Below are 21,062 nucleotides of genomic sequence, written 5' to 3'. Positions count from 1 at the left end.
GTGTGTCGAGGACGGGGATGCGAAAGACAGATGTTCGCCCCGGTTCGGGGCGCCATCCGGCCTAGCGAACGGGGAGCGTCCGCGGGCGCCACGCCTCGCGGCGCGCCTCGAACTGCGCGATCTTGTCCTCATTGCGCAGGGTCAGTCCGATGTCGTCCAGACCTTCGAGGAGCCTCCACCTAGTGTAATCGTCGATGTCGAACGAGACCCGGAGCCCGCCGATCGTGGCGGTGCGCTCGACCAGGTCGACCGTCATCTCGATGCCCGGCTCTGCGGCGATCCGGGCCCAGATGGCCTCCACGTCGGTTTCGGAGATCACCCCCGTGACCAGGCCTTGCTTGCCCGCGTTGCCACGGAAGATGTCGGCGAACTTCGGGCTCAGCACCACCTGGAAGCCGTAGTCGCGCAGCGCCCAGACGGCGTGTTCACGACTCGAACCGGTGCCGAAGTCGGGTCCCGCCACGAGCACCGAGGCACGCGCGAAAGCCGGCTGGTTGAGGACGAAATCGGGGTCCTGTCGCCAGTTGGCGAACAGGGCGTCTTCGAAGCCGGTCTTGGTGACCCGCTTGAGATAGACGGCGGGGATGATCTGGTCGGTGTCGACCGCCGAGCGCGTCAACGCGGCCGCGATACCCGTGTGCGTCGTGAACTTCTCCATGTCAGGCCTCGACCTTCTCGACGGCGGGCAGATCGGACGGGCTGGCCAGCCGGCCCAGCACCGCCGTCGCGGCGGCGACCAGGGGCGACACCAGATGAGTGCGTCCTCCCTTGCCCTGGCGTCCCTCGAAGTTGCGGTTGCTCGTCGATGCGCACCGCTCCCCCGGGGCCAGCTGATCGGGGTTCATCCCGAGGCACATCGAGCAGCCGGCGAAACGCCATTCCGCGCCGAACGCGGTGAAGACCTTGTCGAGACCCTCTGCCTCTGCTTCCAGTCGCACCCGCGCCGATCCGGGGACAACCATGACGCGGACGTTGTCGGCCTTTCGGCGGCCATCGATGACCGACGCGAAGGCGCGCAGGTCCTCGATGCGGCTGTTCGTGCAGGAGCCCATGAAGACGGCATCCACTGCCACGTCCTTCAGCGGTGTTCCCGCGGCGAGGTCCATATACTCCAGGGCACGCTCCGCGGCCGCGCGCTCATTGGCGTCGGCGAAGGATGCCGGGTCAGGGACGACGTCGCTCAGCGAGACGCCCTGGCCGGGGTTGGTGCCCCACGTGACGAAGGGCTCGAGTTCGTTCGCGTCGAGGAAGACCTCGGCGTCGTAGACCGCACCTTCATCGCTGGGCAGGGTCCGCCAGTACGCGACGGCGTCGTCCCAGTCCTGACCCTGCGGCGCGTGCGGCTTGTCCTTGACGTACGCGAACGTGGTCTCGTCGGGGGCGATCATGCCGGCGCGGGCTCCCGCCTCGATCGACATGTTGCACATCGTCATGCGGCCTTCCATCGACAGCGACCGGATGGCGCTGCCGCGGAACTCCAGCACGTACCCCTGGCCGCCGTTGGCGCCGATCTTCGCGATGATCGCGAGGATGATGTCCTTGGCCGTGACGCCGGGCTTGAGCTCGCCCTCGACCGTGATCGCCATCGTCTTGAACGGCTTCAGCGGAAGGGTCTGCGTGGCGAGCACGTGCTCGACCTCGCTGGTGCCGATACCGAAGGCCATCGCGCCGAAAGCGCCGTGCGTCGAGGTGTGGCTGTCGCCGCAGACGACCGTGATCCCCGGCATGGTCAGACCCAGCTGGGGGCCGACCACGTGCACGATGCCCTGCTCCTTGTCGCCGAGGGAATGCAGCCGCACGCCGAACTCCTCGGCGTTGCGTCGCAGCGTTTCGATCTGCGTGCGACTGGTCAGATCGGCGATCGGCTTGTCGATCTCGAGCGTGGGTGTGTTGTGGTCCTCGGTCGCGATCGTCAGGTCGAGCCGGCGCACCGGACGCCCCTCGGCGCGCAGCCCATCGAACGCCTGCGGGCTCGTGACCTCGTGCACGAGATGCAGGTCGATGTAGATGAGGTCGGGCTGACCGTCTTCGCCTTTCACGACGAGATGGTCGTCCCAGACCTTCTCGGCCAGGGTCCGCGGACGGTCGGGAATCGTGGTGCTCATGCTGTCTCGTTCTCCAGATAAGGGGATCAAGCCCGCGACGGACTCCGCGACGAGAGAGGGCTCAGAACGAGGTCTCGTCGCGGCGGCTAAGGAGAAGGCGAGCGATCCGCACCGGCTCAGACTACCACCGTGCGGATCGGCGCCGGATCGTCACCGTCCGTCGATCGCTCCCAGACGTCGGTCGCGCCGCGCGGCGATGAGGCTCGCGCCCGTTGCGACGACCATCGAGACCACGATGACACCGAGTGACATCCAGGTCGAGATGTCCGGTGCCCACGCGATGTGCTCTCCGCCGTTGATGAAGGGCAGCTCGTTCTCGTGCATCGCGTGCGCGATGAGCTTGACACCGATGAAGGCGAGGATGAACGCGATGCCGTAGTGCAGGTACTTCAGGCGGTCGAGCAGATCGCCGAGCAGGAAGTAGAGCTGGCGAAGGCCCATCAAAGCGAAGATGTTCGCGGTGAAGACGATGAACGGGCTCTGCGTGATGCCGAAGATCGCCGGGATCGAGTCGAGGGCGAACAACAGATCGGTCATGCCGATCGCGACGAACACGATGATCATCGGGGTGAACATGCGCTTGCCGTTGACGACGGTGCGCACCTTCGGCCCGTCGTAGTCGTCGCTGATGTCGATCGTGCGCCGCAACAGCCGCACGACGAAGGATTCTTTCTTGATCTCCTCGTCGTGATCGCCGCCCGGGAACGCCTGCTTCCACGCGGTGTAGATCAGGAACGCGCCGAAGATGTAGAACACCCAGCTGAACTGTTCGATGATGGCGGCTCCGGCCAGGATGAACAGCCCCCGGAGGACGAGCGCGATGATGATGCCCACCATCAGCACCTTCTGCTGATAGCGCCGTGGCACGGAGAACTGGCTCATGATGAGCACGAACACGAACAGGTTGTCGATCGACAGGCTGTACTCCGTGAGCCAACCCGCGACGAACTGGCCGGCGTATTCACCCCCGGCGAAGAACCACATCAGTCCCGCGAACACGAGCGCAAGCGCCACGTAGAAGACGACCCACAGGCTCGACTCCTTGGGCGTCGGGATGTGCGGGCGCTTCGCGATGAGTGCGAGATCGGCGACGAGGATGAGCACGAGGACGACCAGCGAACCGATCTCGAACCAGACGGGGAGGTCCATGCAGGCCTTTCGAGGGATGACGAAACGTCGAAAGTCTCTCCCCCGACAGCGGTGCTGCGGCGCGTGCCCGGGGTCCCGACGTCGGGCCCGTGATGACGGACACGCGAGAACGGGATACTCCCTCTCGCTGCATCCACGATACCGGCTTCGATGACGCCGAGTTCTCTGAGACGATTCGCCCCTCGCGGACACTCACCCAGTGAGAGACGATGAGGACACCATGACCGACCACTCCGGCCTGCGCACCGACGCGGAGCTGGTCGCGGCCGCGGCCGCGGGCAGCGACCTCGCTTTCCGTACGCTCTATCGCTCCTACGTGCGCGCGGTCTACGCGGTGGCGCACGCACTGGTGGGCACGGCGACGGATGCCGAGGACGTCACACAGGAGACCTTCCTTGTGGCGTGGCGCAAGATCGGCGGGCTGCAGCTGGAGAGCGAATCCCTCCTCCCGTGGCTCGTGACCATCTGCCGCTTCCAGGCCGCGAACCGCGTCCGGCGTCAGAAGCGCGACCGCGAGCATCTGGCGGCAGGAGTCGACGAGACCCTTCCTGCGGCGGTCGATGTCGAGCGCGCGGTGATCGACGCCGACCTCGCCGATCGGATCGCGGCGGAGCTGTCGGCACTCGGCCACGTGGATCAGGAGATCTTCCGCCTGTGCGCAGCCGAGGGCTACGGCTATCGCGAGGCCGCCGACCGACTCGGCATCAGTCACGGTGCGGTCCGAAACCGCCTCTCCCGCATCCGCAGCTCGCTGCGCACCACCATCACCTCGGAGGGGTCATGACCACGGAAGACAACGCACTGACCGAGCTCGCCGACGACCGCGTGGACGTCATCGAGCAGCGGCTGTTCGCCCAGATCGCCGAGGAACGCAGCGCGCAATGGCAGAAGGCGGAGAGAGACCGAGTGCGCGCCGTGCGCCGCGGACGTCTCTGGATGGGCGGTACTGCCGCAGCGGCGCTGGTCGCGGTCGCCGCGATCATCGCACCGTCCGTGCTGCACGCACTCTCCGGTTCCTCGGGCGCGTCGTCTGTGACATCCGTCTCTCTGGACGCTGGCAGCGCGATCGCCACCGCTCCGGATACCCGCACCGAGCCGATGAGCGGCGCAGACCCCTCCGGCGGCGGAGCAGCCTCCGATGGTGCCGTCGCGATAACCACCGCAGAACGGCAGATCGCCGTGAGCGCGTCCGCCACCGTGGACGTGCAGGACGCGGCATCCGCGGCCCAGGCGATCGCGACGGCGGCAGCTGACGCCGGCGGATACGTCGAATCTCAGAGCACGGGGACCTCGCCCGGGCAACCGGCCGTTCCGCTGTCCGACACGGGCAAGATGATGCCCGCTCCGACGACCGCGTGGATCACCGTTCGGGTTCCCGCCGATGCGCTGTCACAGGTCGTGAAAGGACTGTCCACACTCGGCACCGTCACCGCATCGCAGACCGACCGGCGGGACGTGACGACCGAGACCCTCGATCTTCGAGCTCGTGTCAGCGCGCTGGAGACCTCGGTCGCGCGCCTGACCGACCTCATGAAGCAGTCGAGCTCGACGGCCGATCTCATCGCCGCTGAGTCCGCCCTCTCCGAACGCCAATCGGAGCTCGACTCCCTGCGTCAGCAGTTGACCTGGACCGAGTCGCAGGTCGCGATGTCGACGCTCACGGTCTCGCTCGTGGAGCCGTCCCCCGCCGTGACCGCCGACCCGGCCGGCTTCGGCGATGGCGTCGCGGCCGGGTGGAACGGACTCATCGCCACGCTCAACGCCCTGGTCGTCGCGGTCGGGTTCCTGCTCCCGTGGCTCGGCGTGGGGCTCGTCGTCACGGCCGTCGTGGTGCTCGTCGTGCGAGCGCGTCGACGCCGTCACAGCCGACGGAACGCTTCCGCGGAGGGGTGATCGGTTCCACGACGACGGCGGTGACGCACAGAAGCCCGGTCCGTCTGGACCGGGCTTCTGTCGTGGTGACCCCAGCGGGATTCGAACCCGCGTTACCGCCGTGAGAGGGCGGCGTACTAGGCCGCTATACGATGGGGCCGTACTTTTTCGCTGCGTAAGCAACCGTTCGATTATGCCATGACGATCAACGCCTCGCCAAATCGAGACCAGGACGCACCGCGGGCTTGCCCGCGTCGCTCGAGAGGCGTTGACTGACGGCATGCGCGTCACCAAACACGAACACGCCTGCCTGCGCCTCGAGCGCGACGGCAGTCAGTTGATCATCGACCCGGGAAGCTTCACGCTCCCGCTGCAGGATCTCGCCGGCACCGTGGGCGTGGTTCTCACCCATCAGCACCAGGACCACTGGACCCCGGAGCACCTGGGCGCAATCCGCGAGCACTCCCCCGACGTGCCGATCTACGGCCCCCAAGGCGTCGCCGATGCGGCGGCGGACTTCGACATCACCGTCGTCGCGCCCGGCGACAGCGTGAGCGTCGGTCCGTTCTCGCTGCGCTTCTTCGGCGGGCGGCATGCCGTCATCCATGAGTCGATTCCGGTCATCGACAATGTCGGCGTCCTGGTCGACGACGAGTTCTACTATCCCGGCGATTCGTTCTCGGCGCCCGACGGCGTCGACGTACGGCTGCTGGCGGCCCCCGTGGGCGCTCCCTGGCTGAAGATCGGAGAGGCGATCGACTTCGTCCTCGCCGTCCGTCCGGAGCACGCCTTCGCGACGCACGACATGACGCTCTCGCCCATCGGGCTGGACATGCATCGCGGAAGGCTGCAGTGGGCGACGGAGCAGGGCGGCGGACGGTTCAGACCACTCGATCCGGGCGATGCCATCGATCTCTGACCCACCGTGAACGCCGGATGCCGCGCCCGCTGGTCACTCCAGCGGGCGCGGCATCCGTTCGTGTGGGCCGATCAGGCCTCGGCGTCGTGGTCGGTCTCGAGGAACGCGACGAGCGTGTCGAGCGCGGCATCCGCGCCCTCGCCCTCAGCCTTGAGCGTGACGACGGTGCCCTGTGTGGCGCCGAGACCCATCAGCGTGAGGATGCTGCCGGCGTTGAGGTCAGGACCGCCCTCGACCGCGATCGTCACGGGGACGCCGGTCTGCTGAACCGCCTGCACGAAGAGCTTCGCGGGGCGCGCGTGCAGTCCCGAGCTGCTGGCGACGGTGGCCTGGCGTTCTGCCATGGGATCCTCCTTGGATCGGTCGTATTCTTCTGTCTTCGAGCCTAGGCGCTGACGGCTTCGGGAGAAACCGCGGCAGCGCCGGAGATACCCTCGTCGACGGCCGACCCGCGGCGCGCGAAGCGCTTGAGGGCGACGACCGAGAACGCGGCGACGACGGTACCGGCCGCGATGGCGACGAGCCACAGCCAGAAGTTGTCGATCGCGAAGAAGACGAAGACGCCGCCGTGGGGTGCCTTGCTCGTGACGGCGAAGGCCATCGAGAGGGCACCGGTGACCGCGCCGCCGAGCATCATCGACGGGATGACCCGGAAGATGTCCGCCGCAGCGAACGGGATCGCACCCTCGGAGATGAACGCCGCGCCGAGCAGCCACGCCGCCTTGCCGTTCTCTCGCTCCGGCTCGGTGAAGAGCTTGCGATCGATGACGGTCGAGGCGAGGGCCATCGCGAGCGGCGGCACCATGCCGGCGGCCATGACGGCGGCCATGATCTGCAGGTAGCGCTCGTCACCGGCGATGCCCGCGGCCAGGTTGCCCGTCGCGAACGCGTAGGCCACCTTGTTCACGGGGCCGCCGAGGTCGAAGCACATCATGAGGCCGAGGATGATGCCGAGGATGATCACACCGGCTCCGGTGAGGCCGGACAGCCAGTCGTTGAGCGCCTTGGTCAGCCACGCGATCGGTCCACCGAGGACCAGCAGCATGAGCCCGGAGGCGAAGATCGAACCCAGCAGCGGGATGATCACGACGGGCATCAGGCCACGCAGCCAGCGCGGCACGTCCAGACCGTTCAGCCAACGTGCGGCGACACCGGCGAGCAGACCGCCGACGATACCGCCGAGGAAGCCGGCGCCCATGAAGCCCGCGACGGCACCCGCCACGAAACCGGGTGCGATACCGGGGCGGTCGGCCATGCCGTACGCGATGTAGCCGGCCAGTGCCGGCACGAGGAAGCCGAACGAGAGCGCACCGATCTTGAACAGCACCGCGCCGAGGTAGACGATCAGCGATGTGTCGCCGAGGTTCCACAGCGTCGACGCACCGAGGATCTTGTCGGCGTCGAATGCGATCGTATAGCCGCCGAGCAGGAAGCCGAGCGCGATGAGCAGACCGCCGCCCGCGACGAACGGGATCATGTAGCTGACACCGGTGAGCAGGGCACGCTTGATGCTCGCGCCGTACGACTCCCCCGCACCGGACGTCGAGGTGGATGCGGCGGCTGCCGACCCGCTGACGCGCGTCGCGTTCGGGTTCTTGGCGGCGGCGATCGCCTCGGCCACCAGCTGCGCCGGCGCCTCGATGCCGCGCTTGACGCTGGCGCGCACGACGGGCTTGCCCGCGAAGCGCTGGGGCTCGCGCACGTCGACGTCGACGGCGAAGATGACGGCATCGGCCGCTTCGATGATCTTCGGGTCGAGAGCCTTGTAGCCGCTGGAGCCCTGCGGCTCGACGATCAGATCGACCCCGTCCTTGCCGCCCTGCGCGGTGAGCGCGTCGGCGGCCATGAACGTGTGTGCGATGCCGGTGGCACAGGCGGTGACGGCGACGATACGCGCCGGCCGGCCGTCGATCAGGTGAGCGCTGTCGGCCGCAGCCGCCGGAGCCGGCGTCGCCGCGGCGGGAGCACCGGTGCCCGACACGGCTGCCGTCACGAGGTCGACCACCGCTTCAGGGGTCGCCGCGGAGCGCAGCCCGGCGGTGAAGTCCTCGCGCATGAAGCTGCGGGCCAGTTGCGACAGCACCGCCAGGTGCTCCTCGGCCGCGGTGTCGGGAGCCGCGATGAGGAAGACGAGGTCGGCCGGGCCGTCGTCGGCGCCGAAGTCGATACCGGGCTTCAGACGCGCGAACGCGAGCGTCGCCTCGCGCACCGCTGCGCTCTTCGCGTGCGGGATCGCGATGCCGCCCGGGAGGCCGGTCTCGTCCGTCAGCTCGCGCTTCCAGGCGTCGGCGGCGAGGGCTGCGGCATCGGACGCCCGTCCCGCAGCCGCAACGCGGGCGGCGAGGGCGTCGATGACGGCCCGCTTGTCGGTGCCGAGCGACTCGTCAAGGCTGACGAGCGCCGGCGTGATGATCTCTGACACGGTGACCTCCAGTGGTCGTTTGGGTTCAGGGTGGGTTTTCAGAGAGCGAGGCTCCGCACCGGCACGTCGCCGGGGAGGAGATCGGTCGGGGTGGGGGCCTGTGTGCCCGGCAGCGCGGCCGCCGCCGATCCGTAGCGGATGCCGCTGCGCACCCGCTCGTCGGGAGCAGCCCCGGCGACGTCGGCGAGCAGGAAGCCGGCCAACGAGCTGTCGCCCGCACCCACGGTGCTGCGCACGCGCGTGGGCGGAGGGGTGCCGAACCAAGCTCCGTCGGCGTCGACGAGCACGGCGCCGTCGCCGCCGAGCGTGACGAAGGCGGCACCGACGCGGGCAGGGACGAGCTCGCGTGCGACGGCGAGGACGGCCTCGGGCAGGGGAAGATCTGCATCGAGAGCGACGCCGGCCAGCTCCACCAGCTCCTCGTCGTTGGGTTTGATGAGGTCGGGCAGCCCGCGCTCCACGACGGCGCGCAACGCGGCTCCCGACGTGTCGACCGCGACGCGGGGAGCAGACGCTCCGGCCGCGCGGACGGCGCCGATCACCTCGACGTAGAAGTCCTCGGCAAGGCCGGGGGGAAGCGATCCGGCCAGCACGAGCCAGTCGGCGCCGGCAGATGCGCGCACGGTCGCGTCGATGAGCGTCGCCGCGTCTTCGGCGGTGCGCGTCACCCCCGGAAGGTTGATCTTGGTCGTGACACCCTCGCGGTCGGTGAGCGTCAGGTTGGCGCGGGCCACCCCCGGCAACGGCACGGCGAGCACCGGCACGTGCGCGGAGCGCAGAACAGCCGCGAACGGGTCGTCGGCGTCCAACGGGAGGACGGCGCGCGTGGTGACGCCGGAGCCGGCCAGCACACGGGTGACATTGATGCCCTTGCCCCCGGCATCCTCGCGGACCGAGACCGCAGACTGCACTTCGCCCGCGCGGAGGGCGTCGGCCAGCGTCACGGTGCGATCGAGAGACGGATTGGCGGTCAGGGTGACGATCATGCGATCCACACCTCCACATCGGCGTCGCCGAGGGCGGCGACGAGGTCGGCAGGGGGCTCGGCGTCGGTGACGAGGATGTCGAGATCGGCGAGGCGACCGAACGAGACGAGGAGCTCGCCGTCGAACTTCTCCGCGTCTGCGAGCACCACGATGCGACGCGCCGATGCGATGACGGCGCGCTTGACGGCGGCCTCGTCCGGGTCGGGCGTGCTGAGTCCGAAGGACGCCGACAGTCCGTTCGTTCCGATGAAGGCGAGGTCGGGACGAAGGCGCGTGATCGCGTCGACCGTCTGCGCGCCCACCGCGGCGGCCGTCAATCCGCGGACACGACCGCCGATCGCGGTGAGGTTCAGCGCCGACGCGCCCGCGAGGAGGTGTGCGACCGTCATGGAGTGCGTGACCACCTCGAGCGGGTGCGAACTCGTGCTGCGCTGAGCCAGCAGACCCGCCAGAGCGGCCGTGGTGGTGCCGGCATCGATGTAGACCGAACCGTCGCCCTGGGTGCCGATGGCATCCAGGGCGCGTGCGGCGATCGCGAGCTTCGCGTCGGTGCGTCGCTGCGTGCGCTCGACGAAAGATGTCTCCGCGGTACTGACGCGGGTGCGGGCGACGGCTCCCCCGTGCACGCGGCGCACGAGACCCGACGACTCGAGCTGATCGAGATCGCGGCGCACCGTCTCGGTCGTCACGCCGAAGCGGCGAGCCAGATCGACGACGACGACCCGACCCTCAGTGGTGATCAGCTGCTCGATGAGCTGCTGTCGCTCCGTTGCGTACACGGTTCCTCCTTGAATAGCCACACGTTACAACACAAACACAGATGCATCAACACCCCTGCCGGGAAAAACCACATCACGCGCAGAAGGGCCCCGATCCGAAGACCGGGGCCCTTCTGCGCGCGGTGCGCGGAGGGATGCGGAGGCTCAGGCCTCGCTCATCACCGTGACTTCCTGCTGACCACGGGCGGCCAGAGCGGCCGCGCGTGCGGCGATGCGACGCTCCTGCTCGATCTGGCCGGCGTCGAGGGTCTCCTGGTCGACGGGGTAGCTGTCCACCTTGTTCACGCCGTTGTACTTGGCGATGTACGCGTCCAGTTCGGGGCCCGACTCCCACGAGGTGATGAGGCAGTACCGGGGCTCCGTGCCGTAGTGGGCGGCGGCGTGCCACAGTCGCTGCGTGTCGACGATGAGCTGCGCGCCGGCGGGCAGCGCGATACGCGTCTCTTCGCTCGGATCGGTGCGGTTCTCACGCAGGACGAAGTAGCTCGTGGTGTCATCCGTGAGGTTGAAGAAGCCACGCACCACCCAGCCCGTGCCATCGGGGTTCAGGCGGTTGTTGTCGTCCTGGTGCAGGTTGTAGAGGCAGTCCGCATAGGTGTTCGGCTGCAGCTCGATGATGCGGCAACGACCGACGTTCGCTCCCGGCTCCTGCGCACGCGCGGTCAGCGTCGGCGCGATCGCTGTCTGCGAGTCGATCCAGACCCCGTCCTTGTCGGTGCGCGGCGGCTTGTGGTTCCAGAAGCCGTTGCACTCGATCTCGCCCTTGGCGGAGGCCAACGGTGCGAAACGGGTGTCGCCCGAGGACTTCCAGTCGACGTATTCGACGTCGAGCCACTCCTTGGGATCGATCTCTTTGTTGTAGCGGTCGAGGACGACGTATCCGGTCTCCTCGAGAGCCGCGCTCTTGATGTAACCCATGACGGATTCAACCTTTCTGCCGGACAAGCGAAGTTTTTACAGGCCCGACTGAGGCAAGCCTACAGAGCGGCGATGTGAACGCGATTAGACTCGACGGCGGTCATCGAGAGCGAGCGCGGAGGCGACACGAACAGCATGAACAGCCCTACGCATCTCGCCTCCTCGGTCGCAGCGACACACGTCTCGGCCACCGCTGTTTCGACGATCGGCTGGCTCTCGGCATCCGAGACGACCATCGTGGTCCCGGTCTACCAACGCCAGTATCGATGGGATATCGGCGGGTGCGAGCAGCTGCTGGCGGACGTGCGCGCCGTTGCGGATGCCGGCGCCGGACAGACGCACTTCATCGGTTCGATCCTGTCCACGGCGTCGAGCACCTCTGACGACGACGCGCATCTGGTGCTCATCGACGGACAGCAGCGCATCACCACTCTGATGCTCCTCGTGGCCGCCCTGCATCACACGCTGCGAGACGACGACCCCGACCTCGCCGCCGAGCTCGAGCGCGTCCTCGTGCGCAGCGAGGACCCGACCCGCACCAAGCTGCGTCCGCACCGGGCGTGGGCCGATGTCTTCGAGAGCGTCGTGCTCGGTCGCCGAGAGGCGGGTGAGCAGATGCGCGAGTCCCGGTTCGACGACAACTACGCGTTCTTCCGCAGCCAGATCCGACCCGACGAGGCTGCTGACATCTGGCGCGGTCTGCAGCGCCTCGAGCACGTCTCGATCACGCTGGGCGCCGACGCGAACGCCCAGCAGACCTTCGAGAGTCTCAACTCGACCGGCGAGCCGCTGCGCGATCACGAACTCATCCACAACTACGTCCTGATGGGGCTCTCGCACGCCGAGCAAGGTGAGATCGAAGACGAGTACTGGATGCCGATCGAGCACGACACCGGCGAGCAGATCGGCGATTTCTGGCGCCACTACCTGGTCATGCTCACCGGGCGCGAGGTCACCGTCGCCGGCGAGCGGGGCGTCTACGACACGTTCCGTGCCCAGTTCCCCCGCTTGGACCTCGCGACGCTGCGGGAGCGCGCCGGACAGTGGCGCCGGTATGCGGGCATCTACCGGATCCTCCTCGACCCGTCCCGGGCCGACGATCCCGTCATCGCACGCCAACTGACCTACCTCAACACCTTCGGCCGCGGGATGTACCCCCTGGCGCTGCGTCTGCTCCACGAGCACGGCGAGGGAGACCTCAGCGCCGCCGACCTGCTCGTCTCGCTGGAGCACGTGCAGTCGCTTCTGCTCCGTCGCACCGTCGTCGGTGTGACCACCGACCGCCTGGTCGCGCGCCTGTGTCGGGCCGCCACGCTGTCCCGCGACGCCCTGGTGCACGCGATCGCCCGCATCACGCCGTCGGACGAACGCACCCGGGTGGGCCTGAAGTACACGGAGCTGCCGTACCCCGCCTATGTGCTGAAGCGACTGGCGGGCGACATCGACGTTCCCGGCATCGGCCTGGAGCACATCGCCCCTGCCGCACCCTCCGACGACTGGACGCCCGACGGCATCCGCCGCTGGGCCGACCTCTCCGACGACGAGCAGAACAGCTTCCGTGCGCTGGCGCCCACGCTCGGCAACCTCACACTGCTGGAGGATTCGCTCTTCGAGCGGGCGTTCGACGCCTCGTTCCCGCAGAAACGCGCGGTGTACGACGAGAGCGCCGTCGACATCACCCGGGCGATCGCCGAGACCGGCTCGTGGAGCACGGCTGCCATCGCCGCCCGCACGCAGGCGTTGACCGAACTGTTCCTGCAGGTATGGCGCCGCCCCGCCGTCGTCAGCATCGACGACGACAATCTCACGCCCATCCTCGACGCCGTGAAGCGGCGCGGTTGGCCGCGGGGATGGCAACGCGAGTTCGACTACGTCGAGTTCCGCGGCGAGCACTGGGAGGTGCCGGACATCCGCTACCTCTTCAACCGCATCTTCAAACGGCTGTGGGCCGACTCGCGCCAGAGCGTCATCGATTTCAGCGCGCGACGGGGCGGTCCCGTCTATCCGGCAATGGCGTGGAACGGCCAGTGGGACGAGCTGGGCGAGGGTCGCTACCTCTACATGGGGTGGGACTCGAAGTACATGCTCACCGCGGTGCAGGGCGTGCTCGACGAGGCCGGATGGGCCTCGGAGGTGTTCGTCAAGTACTCCTACATCGGCAATGCGATGAAGTGATCGGAGCCCTCATGCCTCGCCGATCGACGACGCCTCGCCGCTCCCGCACTGCGCGGGGCACGGCACGCCGCTGGCGCGACGTCCGGCGACAGGTCGACGCCCTCGACGTCGCGACCTTCGCGGCGGTGGCGCGCACGCGCAGCCCGCTCCTGGACACGACGATGCCGGCGCTCACACGTGCCGCCGACCGCTCCGTGCTGTGGATGGCCGTCGCAGGTCTGCTCACTCTCCTCGCTCGTGGGCGCGGCCGGCGCGCCGCGGCGCGGGGACTGGCGGCCATCGGGGTGACGAGTCTTCTCGCGAACCAGGTCTCCAAGCGCCTGCACCGCCGCCCTCGACCGTCCATCACGCAGGTGCCGACGAGGCGGCTGGCACGGCGTATTCCCGACTCCACCTCGTTTCCCAGCGGTCACTCGGCCAGCGCCATGGCCTTCGCCGCGGCCGCATCTGCCGAGATGCCCGCGTTGACCGTTCCCTTGCGTGCCCTCGCCGGGCTGGTCGGGTTTTCCCGTGTCGCCACCGGAGCTCACTACCCGTCGGATGTGGCGGCAGGCTTCGCCCTCGGCGAGGCGATCGCCTGGCTGACCACTCGCGCCGTGCCGGTCGAGCGCGTCAACCCCCTCCAGGACGCGCTCGCTGTGCACGCCGGCACTCCGCGCCCGGACGGTGCCGGGATCGCGCTGGTGATCAACCCGCGCTCGGGTTCCGGGCGTGCGGGGCGCATCCTTCCCGCCGTGCGCCGCGCCCTCCCCCGCCTGCGGGTCGTCGAGCTCGGCGCCGGCGACGACTATGCAGAGGTCATCCGCGCGACGGCAGCCGACTGCGAGGTTCTCGCCGTCGCCGGCGGGGACGGCACGGTGCAACAAGCCGCGGAGGCCGCCCGCGAACGCGGCATCCCGCTCGCCGTACTGCCGGCAGGCACGTTCAATCACTTCGCCAAAGACCTCGGCATGTATCCGCTGTCGACGGCGATCGCGGCGATCCGGGCGGGCACGGTCGCGAAAGTCGACCTCGGGGAGGTCAACGGCAAGATCTTCGTGAACACGGCCAGCGTCGGCGCGTACACCGATTTCGTGACGATCCGGGAACGCTACGAACACCGCATCGGCAAGCCGCTGGCCGCGGTCGTCGCCGCCGTCACGACACTGGGGGCCGCTCGGGCCGTCCGGGTCCGGGTACGCGACCTCGACGGTGAAACGGTCGACGCCCGCTTCAGTCTTCTCTTCCTGGGCAACGGAAGGTACGAGCCGCGGGGGTTCGCTCCGGTGCACCGGGCGACGCTCGACGATGCGCGACTGGATCTGCGGGTGCTCGGCGTCTCGCGTCTGGGCTCCCGCGCGCGGATCTTCGTCGATCTGTTCACCGGACGGATCTCCCGAAACCGTCGCTACCAGGAGTTCTCGGATGCCGAGTTCGACCTCGAGCTGCTAGGGGGCCCGTATCGCATCGCCCGCGACGGCGAGCTCGGCGAAGAGGTCGATCGCCTCCGTGCTCGTGTGCTCCCCCGCGCCCTCACCGTGATCGCTCCGGCAGCCTCCGCCCGCTGACGGCGCGATCGTCACCATTGACACGGCTCACGGGGGCTCTCAGCCGTCGGCGCGGCGCTACGCTCGCGTCATGGAAGCGCCTGTCGACTGGTCGGCACGACTGCGGAAGCTCGATGCCGAGGAGTGGGCGCCGGTGGTCGAGGCGGCATCCGGGCTCCCCGGTCACCGCGCCAACCTCCGCCTCGTCGCGGCTGCGGCCGCGATCGCGGGGGCTCGGGAGATCGATGCCCTGCTGCGATCCGGAAGCGAGTTCGCAACGATGTGCGCCGCCGCGGCAATCGCTCGCCGCGCCGCGGATCCCCAGGAGCAGGCACGTGCACGCGACCTGGCGTGCGACGGACGGTGGCGTGTTCGTGAAGCCGTCGCCATCGGACTTCAGCTGTGGGGCGATGTGGAGCCGAACGCGATGGCCGAGGTGGCCACGATGTGGGCGCGCGATGCCCATCCGCTCGTTCAGCGCGCCGCCGTCGCGGCGATCTGCGAGCCACGGCTGTTGACGTCGCCGCGCGAGGCCGCTCGGGCCGTCGCCGTCTGCGCGACAGCCACCGAGAGCCTCCGCTCGCTGTCCGCCGACAGGCGACGTGATCCGGACGTTCGTACCCTGCGCCAGACGCTCGGGTACGGCTGGAGTGTCGCGGTCGCCTCCGACCCCGCCCCGGGGTTGGCCGCGTTCCACGCCCTCGCGCTCGACGATCCCGACGTCGCATGGATCGTGCGGGAGAACCGCGCCAAGAAGCGCCTCGCCGTTCTGCTGACCCCGTCGCCGCCTCACGAGCACGCGTAGAGGGTGAATCCGAGCGCGCTCTCCTTCGACATCGAGGTCTTCCCCTGCCCGCCGCCCGCCGTCGACGGCCAGGAGCGCAGCGCGTGACACGACGCCGCGCGCACGGCGACCGCCACCGGATCGGTCTTCGGCGCGTGATCCTTCACGACGATCAGGTGCACGCCGGACGCGATACGCGCGCGGACCTCTGCCGCCGTGAACACCACGGCTTGACCGGAGTATCCACCGTCGGTGAGTACTTCGGTCCCGGTCGCGTCGATGACGGGAGCGGCGATGCTCCAAGAGTCCGTCAGGAACAGCGGGGCGCCGTCCACACCGCCGCCGGCAGCCCGCGCCGCCGTGACCAGTTCGACCAACGGGGGCGTGATTCCCGGGGAGCCTCCCCAGAGCTGCGGCGGTGACGGCACGAACGCCTGAGACGCCGACCCCGTCGTGGCCGACGGCTTCACCCCCACGTAGGCGTCTCCCCCGCTCCCGTCGCGTGAGGCATCGACGACCTGCGCAGAAAAGATCGCGGGTCCCGCCAGAACGGCGACCGCCGAGGCCACCACGATGCCGCGACCGAGACGTCGGCGCACGCTCGGCGACAGCGCCGCGGCGACCACCAGTGCGCACGTCACGCCAGCCACGATCAGCATGGCGAGCGTCAGAGATCGCGGCATCCGTGACAGCGCGGACAGCGCGATGAACCACGCAAGTTGCAGCGTGACCAGAACGGGCAGCGCTGCGCGCGCCCACCCTCTGGCGTCGGCGCGGAGCCGAACCGCCTCGCTGATTCCGAGCGCGGCCAGGAGGGCGAGCTGGATGCCGATCGCCGACAGATATGCCGTGTGAGGCATGCGCGCCGCGGAGAGGATCGCGGCGCCGGTCGCGAGCCACACGACGAGCACCACGAATGTCGCCGGCCCCGCGCCCCATCTGACGGAGGGAGGAGCGGTGGCCCCCCGTCGCCGCCAGGCGCGTACCGCGACAGCGACACCCAGAACGATGCCGAACATCGCCGCAGGGTAGAGCCAGCCAATCTCACCGACATACGCGGGATCGATGAGCTTCGTCGCCGACGCTGCAGCGCCGGCAGCGCCGGTACCCGATCCGCTCCGCACAGCGCCGGCGATGGCGTTGGGAAACAGCCGATCGATGCCGTTGTATCCGAACACCATGGCGAAGACGTCGTCGTCGGTGGAGCCGTCCACGAAGGGTCGCGACCCCGCCGGAACCACTTCCATGGCGATCATCCACGACAGCGACGTCACCACCGTGCTCGCGAGAAGCACGCCGACGCGGGCGAGACAGCGGAGCCATCGGCCCTCGCCGACGATGGCCGTACCGATCACCAACGCGGGCACGATGAACCATGCCTGCATCATCTTGGCCTGGAAGCCGATGCCGATGAACACGCCGGCCCACACCAGCGGCCAGAGGCGGCTCGTCAGCGCCGCACGCTGCCACCAGAGCAGCGCAACGGCCAGCGACATCGTCAGCAGGCCGTCTTCCATGGGATGGCCGAACATCGACACGAAGATCGGCGTGGATGCCGCGGCTCCCGCAGCGATCAACCCGACGACGCGACCGCGCCAGCGCAGACCGATCACCGCGCAGACGAAGATCGTGACGAGCCCCTCGATCACTTGCGGAAGCGCCAGCGCCGACGTCGACATCCCGAACAGTCGCACGCTCAGCGCCTGCGGCACGGCGAAACCGCTCAGCTTGTCGAGAGTGACGGTGGCAGCCGGATCGAACGCGCCGAACAGCAGCGCCTGCCACGACTGCGACATCGACCGCGCCGACGCCTCGTAGAACGAGAAGTCACCCCCGCGCGCCAGGTTCCATGTCGTGAGCACGGCGAAAGCCAAGAGAATCGCGGCAAGCGTGACGCGCGCCCACCAGGGCTCTCGCCACCACCGCGAGAGGGCGGGTGTCATCGGCACGGGCCGACGCTAGGCGCGGAGCTTCGGCATCGGCTCGGCGACGGCTGAGCGAAGCCTATGAGCGGATTTCACCACTGGGCGTGGATGGCGTGGCGCAGACGACGGTCGTAGACATCGTGCACCGCCGCGTCGAACGCGGCGTACGCCTCGGGTGCGTCCAAAGACGAGGCTGCGGCGGCGTTCGCTGCGGCCTGCGCCGGCGCCCGCGCGCCGGGGATCACGGCCGTGACGCCGGGCTGCGCCACGGTCCACGCGAGCGAGGCAGCGGGCAGACTCACGCCCTCGGGCAGCGCGCCCGCGAGCTCCGCTGCTGCTGCCACCCCGGTCTCGAAGTCGACGCCCGAGAACGTCTCTCCCCGATCGAACGCCTGACCCTCGCGATTGTACGTACGGTGATCGGCGGCGGAGAAGGTCGTGGCAGTTGTGTAGCGGCCCGACAGCAGCCCGCTTGCCAGCGGCACGCGGGCGAAGACGGCCACGCCCGCGTCGGCCGCGGCGGGCAAGAACTCATCCAGTGGCTTCAGCCGGAACGGATTGATGATGATCTGCACGTTCGTCAATCCGGGGCGGCGGAGGACGGACAGCCCCTGGTCGACCGTCTCGACCGAGGCGCCGTACGCAGCGATCGCGCCCGCGTCGACGAGGCGGTCGAGAGCATCGAAGGTGCGCTGGTCCTCGAGCACGGCGGTCGGCGGGCAATGCAGCTGAACGAGGTCGAGGGTGTCGACGCCGAGGTTGCGGCGAGAGCGGTCGATCCACGTCCTGAAGTTCTCCGCCGTGTAGTTCTCGGCACGCTGCTCGTCGCGGCGTCCCATCTTCGTCGCGACGACGACGCCGTGCCCGGGCCGTGCGGCGAGGAAGCGGCCGATGATCTGCTCTGAACGGCCGTCTCCGTAGACGTCAGCGGTATCGAAGAGGGTGACGCCGGCGTCGACGGATGCCGCGAGCACGGCGGCCGCGTCCTCCTCCGAGACATCCCCCCAGTCCGCGCCCAACTGCCACGTACCCACACCGATCACCGAGACCTCACGGCCGGTGCGGCCGAGTGCGCGATGTGGGAGGGCGGAGCGTGCGGGAGCCATGCCTCGAGCCTATCGGCGCACGCTGCGGGGACGAGGTCGATTCAGACGATCCCGCCGATCATCGCGTCGCGGCGCAGCTGCTCGTGCGTCGCGTGGAACGTACCGTCCGCCGTCCACCAGGCCTCGTGGCCCGCGGCATCCGGGTGTTGCTCGACGACGGCCGGCCAATGCGCCTTGATGTCTTTGAGGTAGTACCGGATCTCGCCGCCGATCGTGCGCTTGTCGACCTTGTCGGAGGCTTCGAGCTGGCTCTGCGTGGGTTCAGTCATGCCCAGAGCATAGAGAGCGTCCCTGCCGCGCGCGAGGGGTCAGCCCGCCAGAGACGTGCCGCATTCCGCGCAGAACTTGGCACCGGCGGGGTTGTCGGTACCGCAGCCGCGGCACGCCGCGACGACGGCGAGCGGTGACCCGCACTCGCCGCAGAACTTGCCTCCGTGGGACTGCGCACCGCACGCTGCGCAGCGCGGCTGCGACTGCGTCTTCAGATCCATTCCGCCGAGGAGGTCGACCGTCTCGAGTCGCTCCTGCATCTGCCGGCGGCGCGCCTCGGCCTGCAGCTGGGCCAGTTCCTCCGTCGCGATCGGGGAGCATCGTACACACTGTCCGACGGCGTCGTTCCAGCACACGTCACCGCACACCCAGTCGCTGCACGCCCGGCACTGATGAAACCTCGGGGCGATCTCTGCCGTTGCGGCGCGCAGCGCCTCGTCTTTCGCGGGCGAGTTCGTGCCGCGGTCCAGGAGGCGATCGGCCATGGAGCTGATCTCGTACAGCGATCCGCCGAAGAGGTTGCCCAGTCCCCGGGCCAGCTTCTGACCGGCCGCACGCGGGTCGCGACGGAAGGCCGAGCGGTAGCCGTTTCCGCAGCGCTCGCAACGGAACTCGAACTGATAGCCGTCGGCGTTCGACAGATCGTTGAAGTTGTCGGTGAAGGGGACGAGATCACTCACGTGACGTTTCCTGTTCGTGTCGGATGCGCTGGGCATCGGAGGGGACGGGAGCGGATGCCGAGCTGAAGACCAGATCGATGAGGGGGGCGAAGTCGTAGTCGGCGGCGAAACGGGGGGCCTGCATGAGCAGCAGCGTGTTGATGAGCATGCCGCGGGCCATGAACGCCCACATCTCCATGTCGGAGGCACCCAGCTCGCGCAGCGCGCGATAGACCTCCTGGAACATCCGGCGGGACTCCTCGCCGATGGCGGGCTCCGCCGTCGCCGCAGAGAAGGCGTGAGCCCACACCAGGACGGCTTCAGGACGGGCGCGCACGAGATCTCGATAGGCGGCGCCGACGCGCTCGGCATCGAATCCGTCGCCGGCGACGCGACCACGCGATGCGGATCGGAACGCCGCGAGGATGGCCGCCGCGGCGTGTGCGTGCGTGCGCAGGAAGAGCTCTCGTTTCGACCCGAAGGTGCGGATGACGTAGGGCTGCGAGACACCCATCGCCTTCGCGACCTCGTCGGTCGACGTACCGAAGTAGCCGCGCGGCGCGAATGCCCGGACCGACGCGTCGAGGAGTTCCTCGTTGCGCGCGGGCGGACGTCGGCCGGTCGCCATGCAGGTTTCCTCTCGGGCACGGGTGTTATCGCACGATAACACGGACGCCGAGCGCGCTCCGACCGAAAAAGCAAGAGCCCCGGTTACCGCTGTGACGCGGATCTCCGGGGCTATCTGTCTTGCTGGGGTACCTGGACTCGAACCAAGAACAACTGAACCAGAATCAGCCGTGTTGCCAATTACACCATACCCCAGGGGGTGACGACCGAAGTCGTACCGAGGGTCTAGCTTAGCCCACGCGCGGACCGAGTCCAAACCAGCCGGACCACGCATTGCCCCGACGCCGGGCAGGTCGGACACTGAGCCGTGTGAAATCCCCGTTGCTCCTGCCCGCGACGGCCATCGCCGTCCTCGTGCTCGCCGGCTGCGCGGCCTCGCCCGCATCGACGCCGTCCACCGAGAACGACGCCGGTCCCACCGCCGAGGCCGGCACACCGGCGGCCGTCGGCGGCGGTCAGCTGTTCGGCTGCACCGACGCGATGATCTCGTTCATGGACGCCAACGGCTACCTGAATCCCACTCCCGCCGACCCCACCCGGTTCGTCTTTCCGGAAGCGGGAAAGCCCGGCGCCTCGCCGGCCTGCTACGTCGAGGACGACTACGGCGGAACAAAGCGCAAGGGAGCGATCTTCGTCGGCGACGCGGACGCCGCCATCGCGCAGATCGGCGCCACGCTGACGGCCGCGGGGTACCAGCAGAGTTCCGGCTACGGCGCCTACATCTGGTGGCTCGACGGTGAGGACGCCAGCTCAGCCCGGTACGCGGTGGGGGCCGGTCCCCAACAGATCGACGGCCAGAACGTCATCTGGGCGACGTGGGCGTCGGACTGACGGGCGCGA

The 21,062-nt window shown here is 68.9% G+C and carries 20 protein-coding genes and 2 tRNA genes; 7 read left to right on the top strand and 15 right to left on the bottom strand.

Going from position 1 to position 21,062, the window contains the following annotated elements; all coding sequences use genetic code 11:
- Window positions 1-61: 61 nt before the first annotated feature.
- The 3 genes from leuD to CEP17_RS04145 form a co-directional block, all read right to left on the bottom strand.
- Window positions 62-658, bottom strand: coding sequence for a 3-isopropylmalate dehydratase small subunit (leuD, locus tag CEP17_RS04155; protein WP_039415529.1), 597 nt, complete (start codon window positions 656-658; stop codon window positions 62-64).
- Window position 659: 1 nt separating this feature from the next.
- Window positions 660-2,105, bottom strand: a complete 1,446-nt coding sequence (gene leuC / locus CEP17_RS04150) for a 3-isopropylmalate dehydratase large subunit (RefSeq protein ID WP_112931377.1) — start codon at window positions 2,103-2,105, stop codon at window positions 660-662.
- 150 nt (window positions 2,106-2,255) lie between these two features.
- Window positions 2,256-3,254: a TerC family protein gene (locus CEP17_RS04145; RefSeq protein WP_112931376.1), complete on the bottom strand. Its 999-nt coding sequence runs from the start codon at window positions 3,252-3,254 to the stop codon at window positions 2,256-2,258.
- Window positions 3,255-3,474: 220 nt separating this feature from the next.
- On the opposite strand from CEP17_RS04145, the gene CEP17_RS04140 reads away from it, so the two are divergent.
- A complete protein-coding gene (locus CEP17_RS04140; RefSeq protein ID WP_112931375.1) occupies window positions 3,475-4,038 on the top strand; it encodes an RNA polymerase sigma factor in 564 nt (187 codons plus the stop codon).
- The gene (locus tag CEP17_RS04135) at window positions 4,035-5,147 is read left to right on the top strand and encodes a DUF4349 domain-containing protein (RefSeq protein WP_112931374.1); all 1,113 of its coding nucleotides are present in this window, start codon (window positions 4,035-4,037) and stop codon (window positions 5,145-5,147) included. Before CEP17_RS04140 ends, CEP17_RS04135 begins: the two co-directional genes overlap by 4 nt.
- A gap of 63 nt (window positions 5,148-5,210) precedes the next feature.
- Here CEP17_RS04135 and CEP17_RS04130 read toward each other — a convergent pair.
- Window positions 5,211-5,286: transfer RNA gene (locus tag CEP17_RS04130), tRNA-Glu, on the bottom strand.
- Window positions 5,287-5,406: 120 nt separating this feature from the next.
- On the opposite strand from CEP17_RS04130, the gene CEP17_RS04125 reads away from it, so the two are divergent.
- The gene (locus CEP17_RS04125) at window positions 5,407-6,045 is read left to right on the top strand and encodes an MBL fold metallo-hydrolase (RefSeq protein ID WP_112931373.1); all 639 of its coding nucleotides are present in this window, start codon (window positions 5,407-5,409) and stop codon (window positions 6,043-6,045) included.
- Between the two features lie 71 nt (window positions 6,046-6,116).
- Here CEP17_RS04125 and CEP17_RS04120 read toward each other — a convergent pair whose 3' ends face one another.
- The 5 genes from CEP17_RS04120 to CEP17_RS04100 form a co-directional block, all read right to left on the bottom strand.
- Complete coding sequence (locus tag CEP17_RS04120; RefSeq protein WP_036318222.1) at window positions 6,117-6,389, bottom strand: HPr family phosphocarrier protein; 273 nt, start codon at window positions 6,387-6,389, stop codon at window positions 6,117-6,119.
- Window positions 6,390-6,430: 41 nt separating this feature from the next.
- On the bottom strand, window positions 6,431-8,467 hold the full coding sequence (locus CEP17_RS04115; protein ID WP_112931372.1) for a fructose-specific PTS transporter subunit EIIC: 2,037 nt from the start codon (window positions 8,465-8,467) through the stop codon (window positions 6,431-6,433).
- Between the two features lie 38 nt (window positions 8,468-8,505).
- Entirely contained in the window at window positions 8,506-9,453 is a 948-nt protein-coding gene (locus CEP17_RS04110) for a 1-phosphofructokinase (protein WP_112931371.1), read from the bottom strand.
- Window positions 9,450-10,232, bottom strand: a complete 783-nt coding sequence (locus tag CEP17_RS04105; RefSeq protein WP_036318225.1) for a DeoR/GlpR family DNA-binding transcription regulator — start codon at window positions 10,230-10,232, stop codon at window positions 9,450-9,452. The genes CEP17_RS04110 and CEP17_RS04105 overlap by 4 nt, the downstream gene beginning before the upstream one ends.
- A 144-nt stretch (window positions 10,233-10,376) precedes the next feature.
- The gene (locus tag CEP17_RS04100; RefSeq protein WP_039415559.1) at window positions 10,377-11,150 is read right to left on the bottom strand and encodes a hypothetical protein; all 774 of its coding nucleotides are present in this window, start codon (window positions 11,148-11,150) and stop codon (window positions 10,377-10,379) included.
- Between the two features lie 135 nt (window positions 11,151-11,285).
- Here CEP17_RS04100 and CEP17_RS04095 point away from each other — a divergent pair, with 135 nt between their 5' ends.
- The 3 genes from CEP17_RS04095 (at window position 11,286) to CEP17_RS04085 (ending at window position 15,656) form a co-directional block, all read left to right on the top strand.
- A complete protein-coding gene (locus tag CEP17_RS04095) occupies window positions 11,286-13,325 on the top strand; it encodes a DUF262 domain-containing protein (RefSeq protein WP_112931370.1) in 2,040 nt (679 codons plus the stop codon).
- Window positions 13,326-13,336: 11 nt separating this feature from the next.
- Window positions 13,337-14,872: a bifunctional phosphatase PAP2/diacylglycerol kinase family protein gene (locus CEP17_RS04090; protein WP_112931369.1), complete on the top strand. Its 1,536-nt coding sequence runs from the start codon at window positions 13,337-13,339 to the stop codon at window positions 14,870-14,872.
- A 70-nt stretch (window positions 14,873-14,942) separates the two neighbouring features.
- Window positions 14,943-15,656 (top strand): HEAT repeat domain-containing protein, encoded by a 714-nt coding sequence (locus CEP17_RS04085; protein WP_112931368.1) that lies wholly within the window; start codon window positions 14,943-14,945, stop codon window positions 15,654-15,656.
- On the opposite strand, the gene CEP17_RS04080 is transcribed toward CEP17_RS04085, so the two are convergent.
- The 6 genes from CEP17_RS04080 to CEP17_RS04055 form a co-directional block, all read right to left on the bottom strand.
- A complete protein-coding gene (locus CEP17_RS04080; protein ID WP_112931367.1) occupies window positions 15,641-17,578 on the bottom strand; it encodes a glycosyltransferase family 39 protein in 1,938 nt (645 codons plus the stop codon). The two genes, CEP17_RS04085 and CEP17_RS04080, sit on opposite strands and share 16 nt — an antisense overlap.
- Window positions 17,579-17,652: 74 nt before the next feature.
- Entirely contained in the window at window positions 17,653-18,666 is a 1,014-nt protein-coding gene (locus tag CEP17_RS04075; protein WP_112931366.1) for an aldo/keto reductase, read from the bottom strand.
- Window positions 18,667-18,707: 41 nt separating this feature from the next.
- Window positions 18,708-18,935, bottom strand: coding sequence for a hypothetical protein (locus tag CEP17_RS04070; protein ID WP_036318229.1), 228 nt, complete (start codon window positions 18,933-18,935; stop codon window positions 18,708-18,710).
- 39 nt (window positions 18,936-18,974) lie between these two features.
- The gene (locus CEP17_RS04065) at window positions 18,975-19,616 is read right to left on the bottom strand and encodes a zinc ribbon domain-containing protein (RefSeq protein WP_112931365.1); all 642 of its coding nucleotides are present in this window, start codon (window positions 19,614-19,616) and stop codon (window positions 18,975-18,977) included.
- The gene (locus CEP17_RS04060; protein ID WP_112931364.1) at window positions 19,609-20,223 is read right to left on the bottom strand and encodes a TetR/AcrR family transcriptional regulator; all 615 of its coding nucleotides are present in this window, start codon (window positions 20,221-20,223) and stop codon (window positions 19,609-19,611) included. Before CEP17_RS04060 ends, CEP17_RS04065 begins: the two co-directional genes overlap by 8 nt.
- A 122-nt stretch (window positions 20,224-20,345) precedes the next feature.
- Window positions 20,346-20,417, bottom strand: a tRNA-Gln gene (locus CEP17_RS04055).
- Window positions 20,418-20,531: 114 nt separating this feature from the next.
- Here CEP17_RS04055 and CEP17_RS04050 point away from each other — a divergent pair.
- Window positions 20,532-21,053: a hypothetical protein gene (locus CEP17_RS04050; RefSeq protein WP_036318231.1), complete on the top strand. Its 522-nt coding sequence runs from the start codon at window positions 20,532-20,534 to the stop codon at window positions 21,051-21,053.
- The last annotated feature ends 9 nt before the right edge of the window (window positions 21,054-21,062 follow it).

The organism is Microbacterium sp. PM5 (assembly GCF_003293595.1).
GTDB lineage: Bacteria > Actinomycetota > Actinomycetes > Actinomycetales > Microbacteriaceae > Microbacterium.
This window is presented reverse-complemented; position numbering and strand designations above follow the sequence as displayed.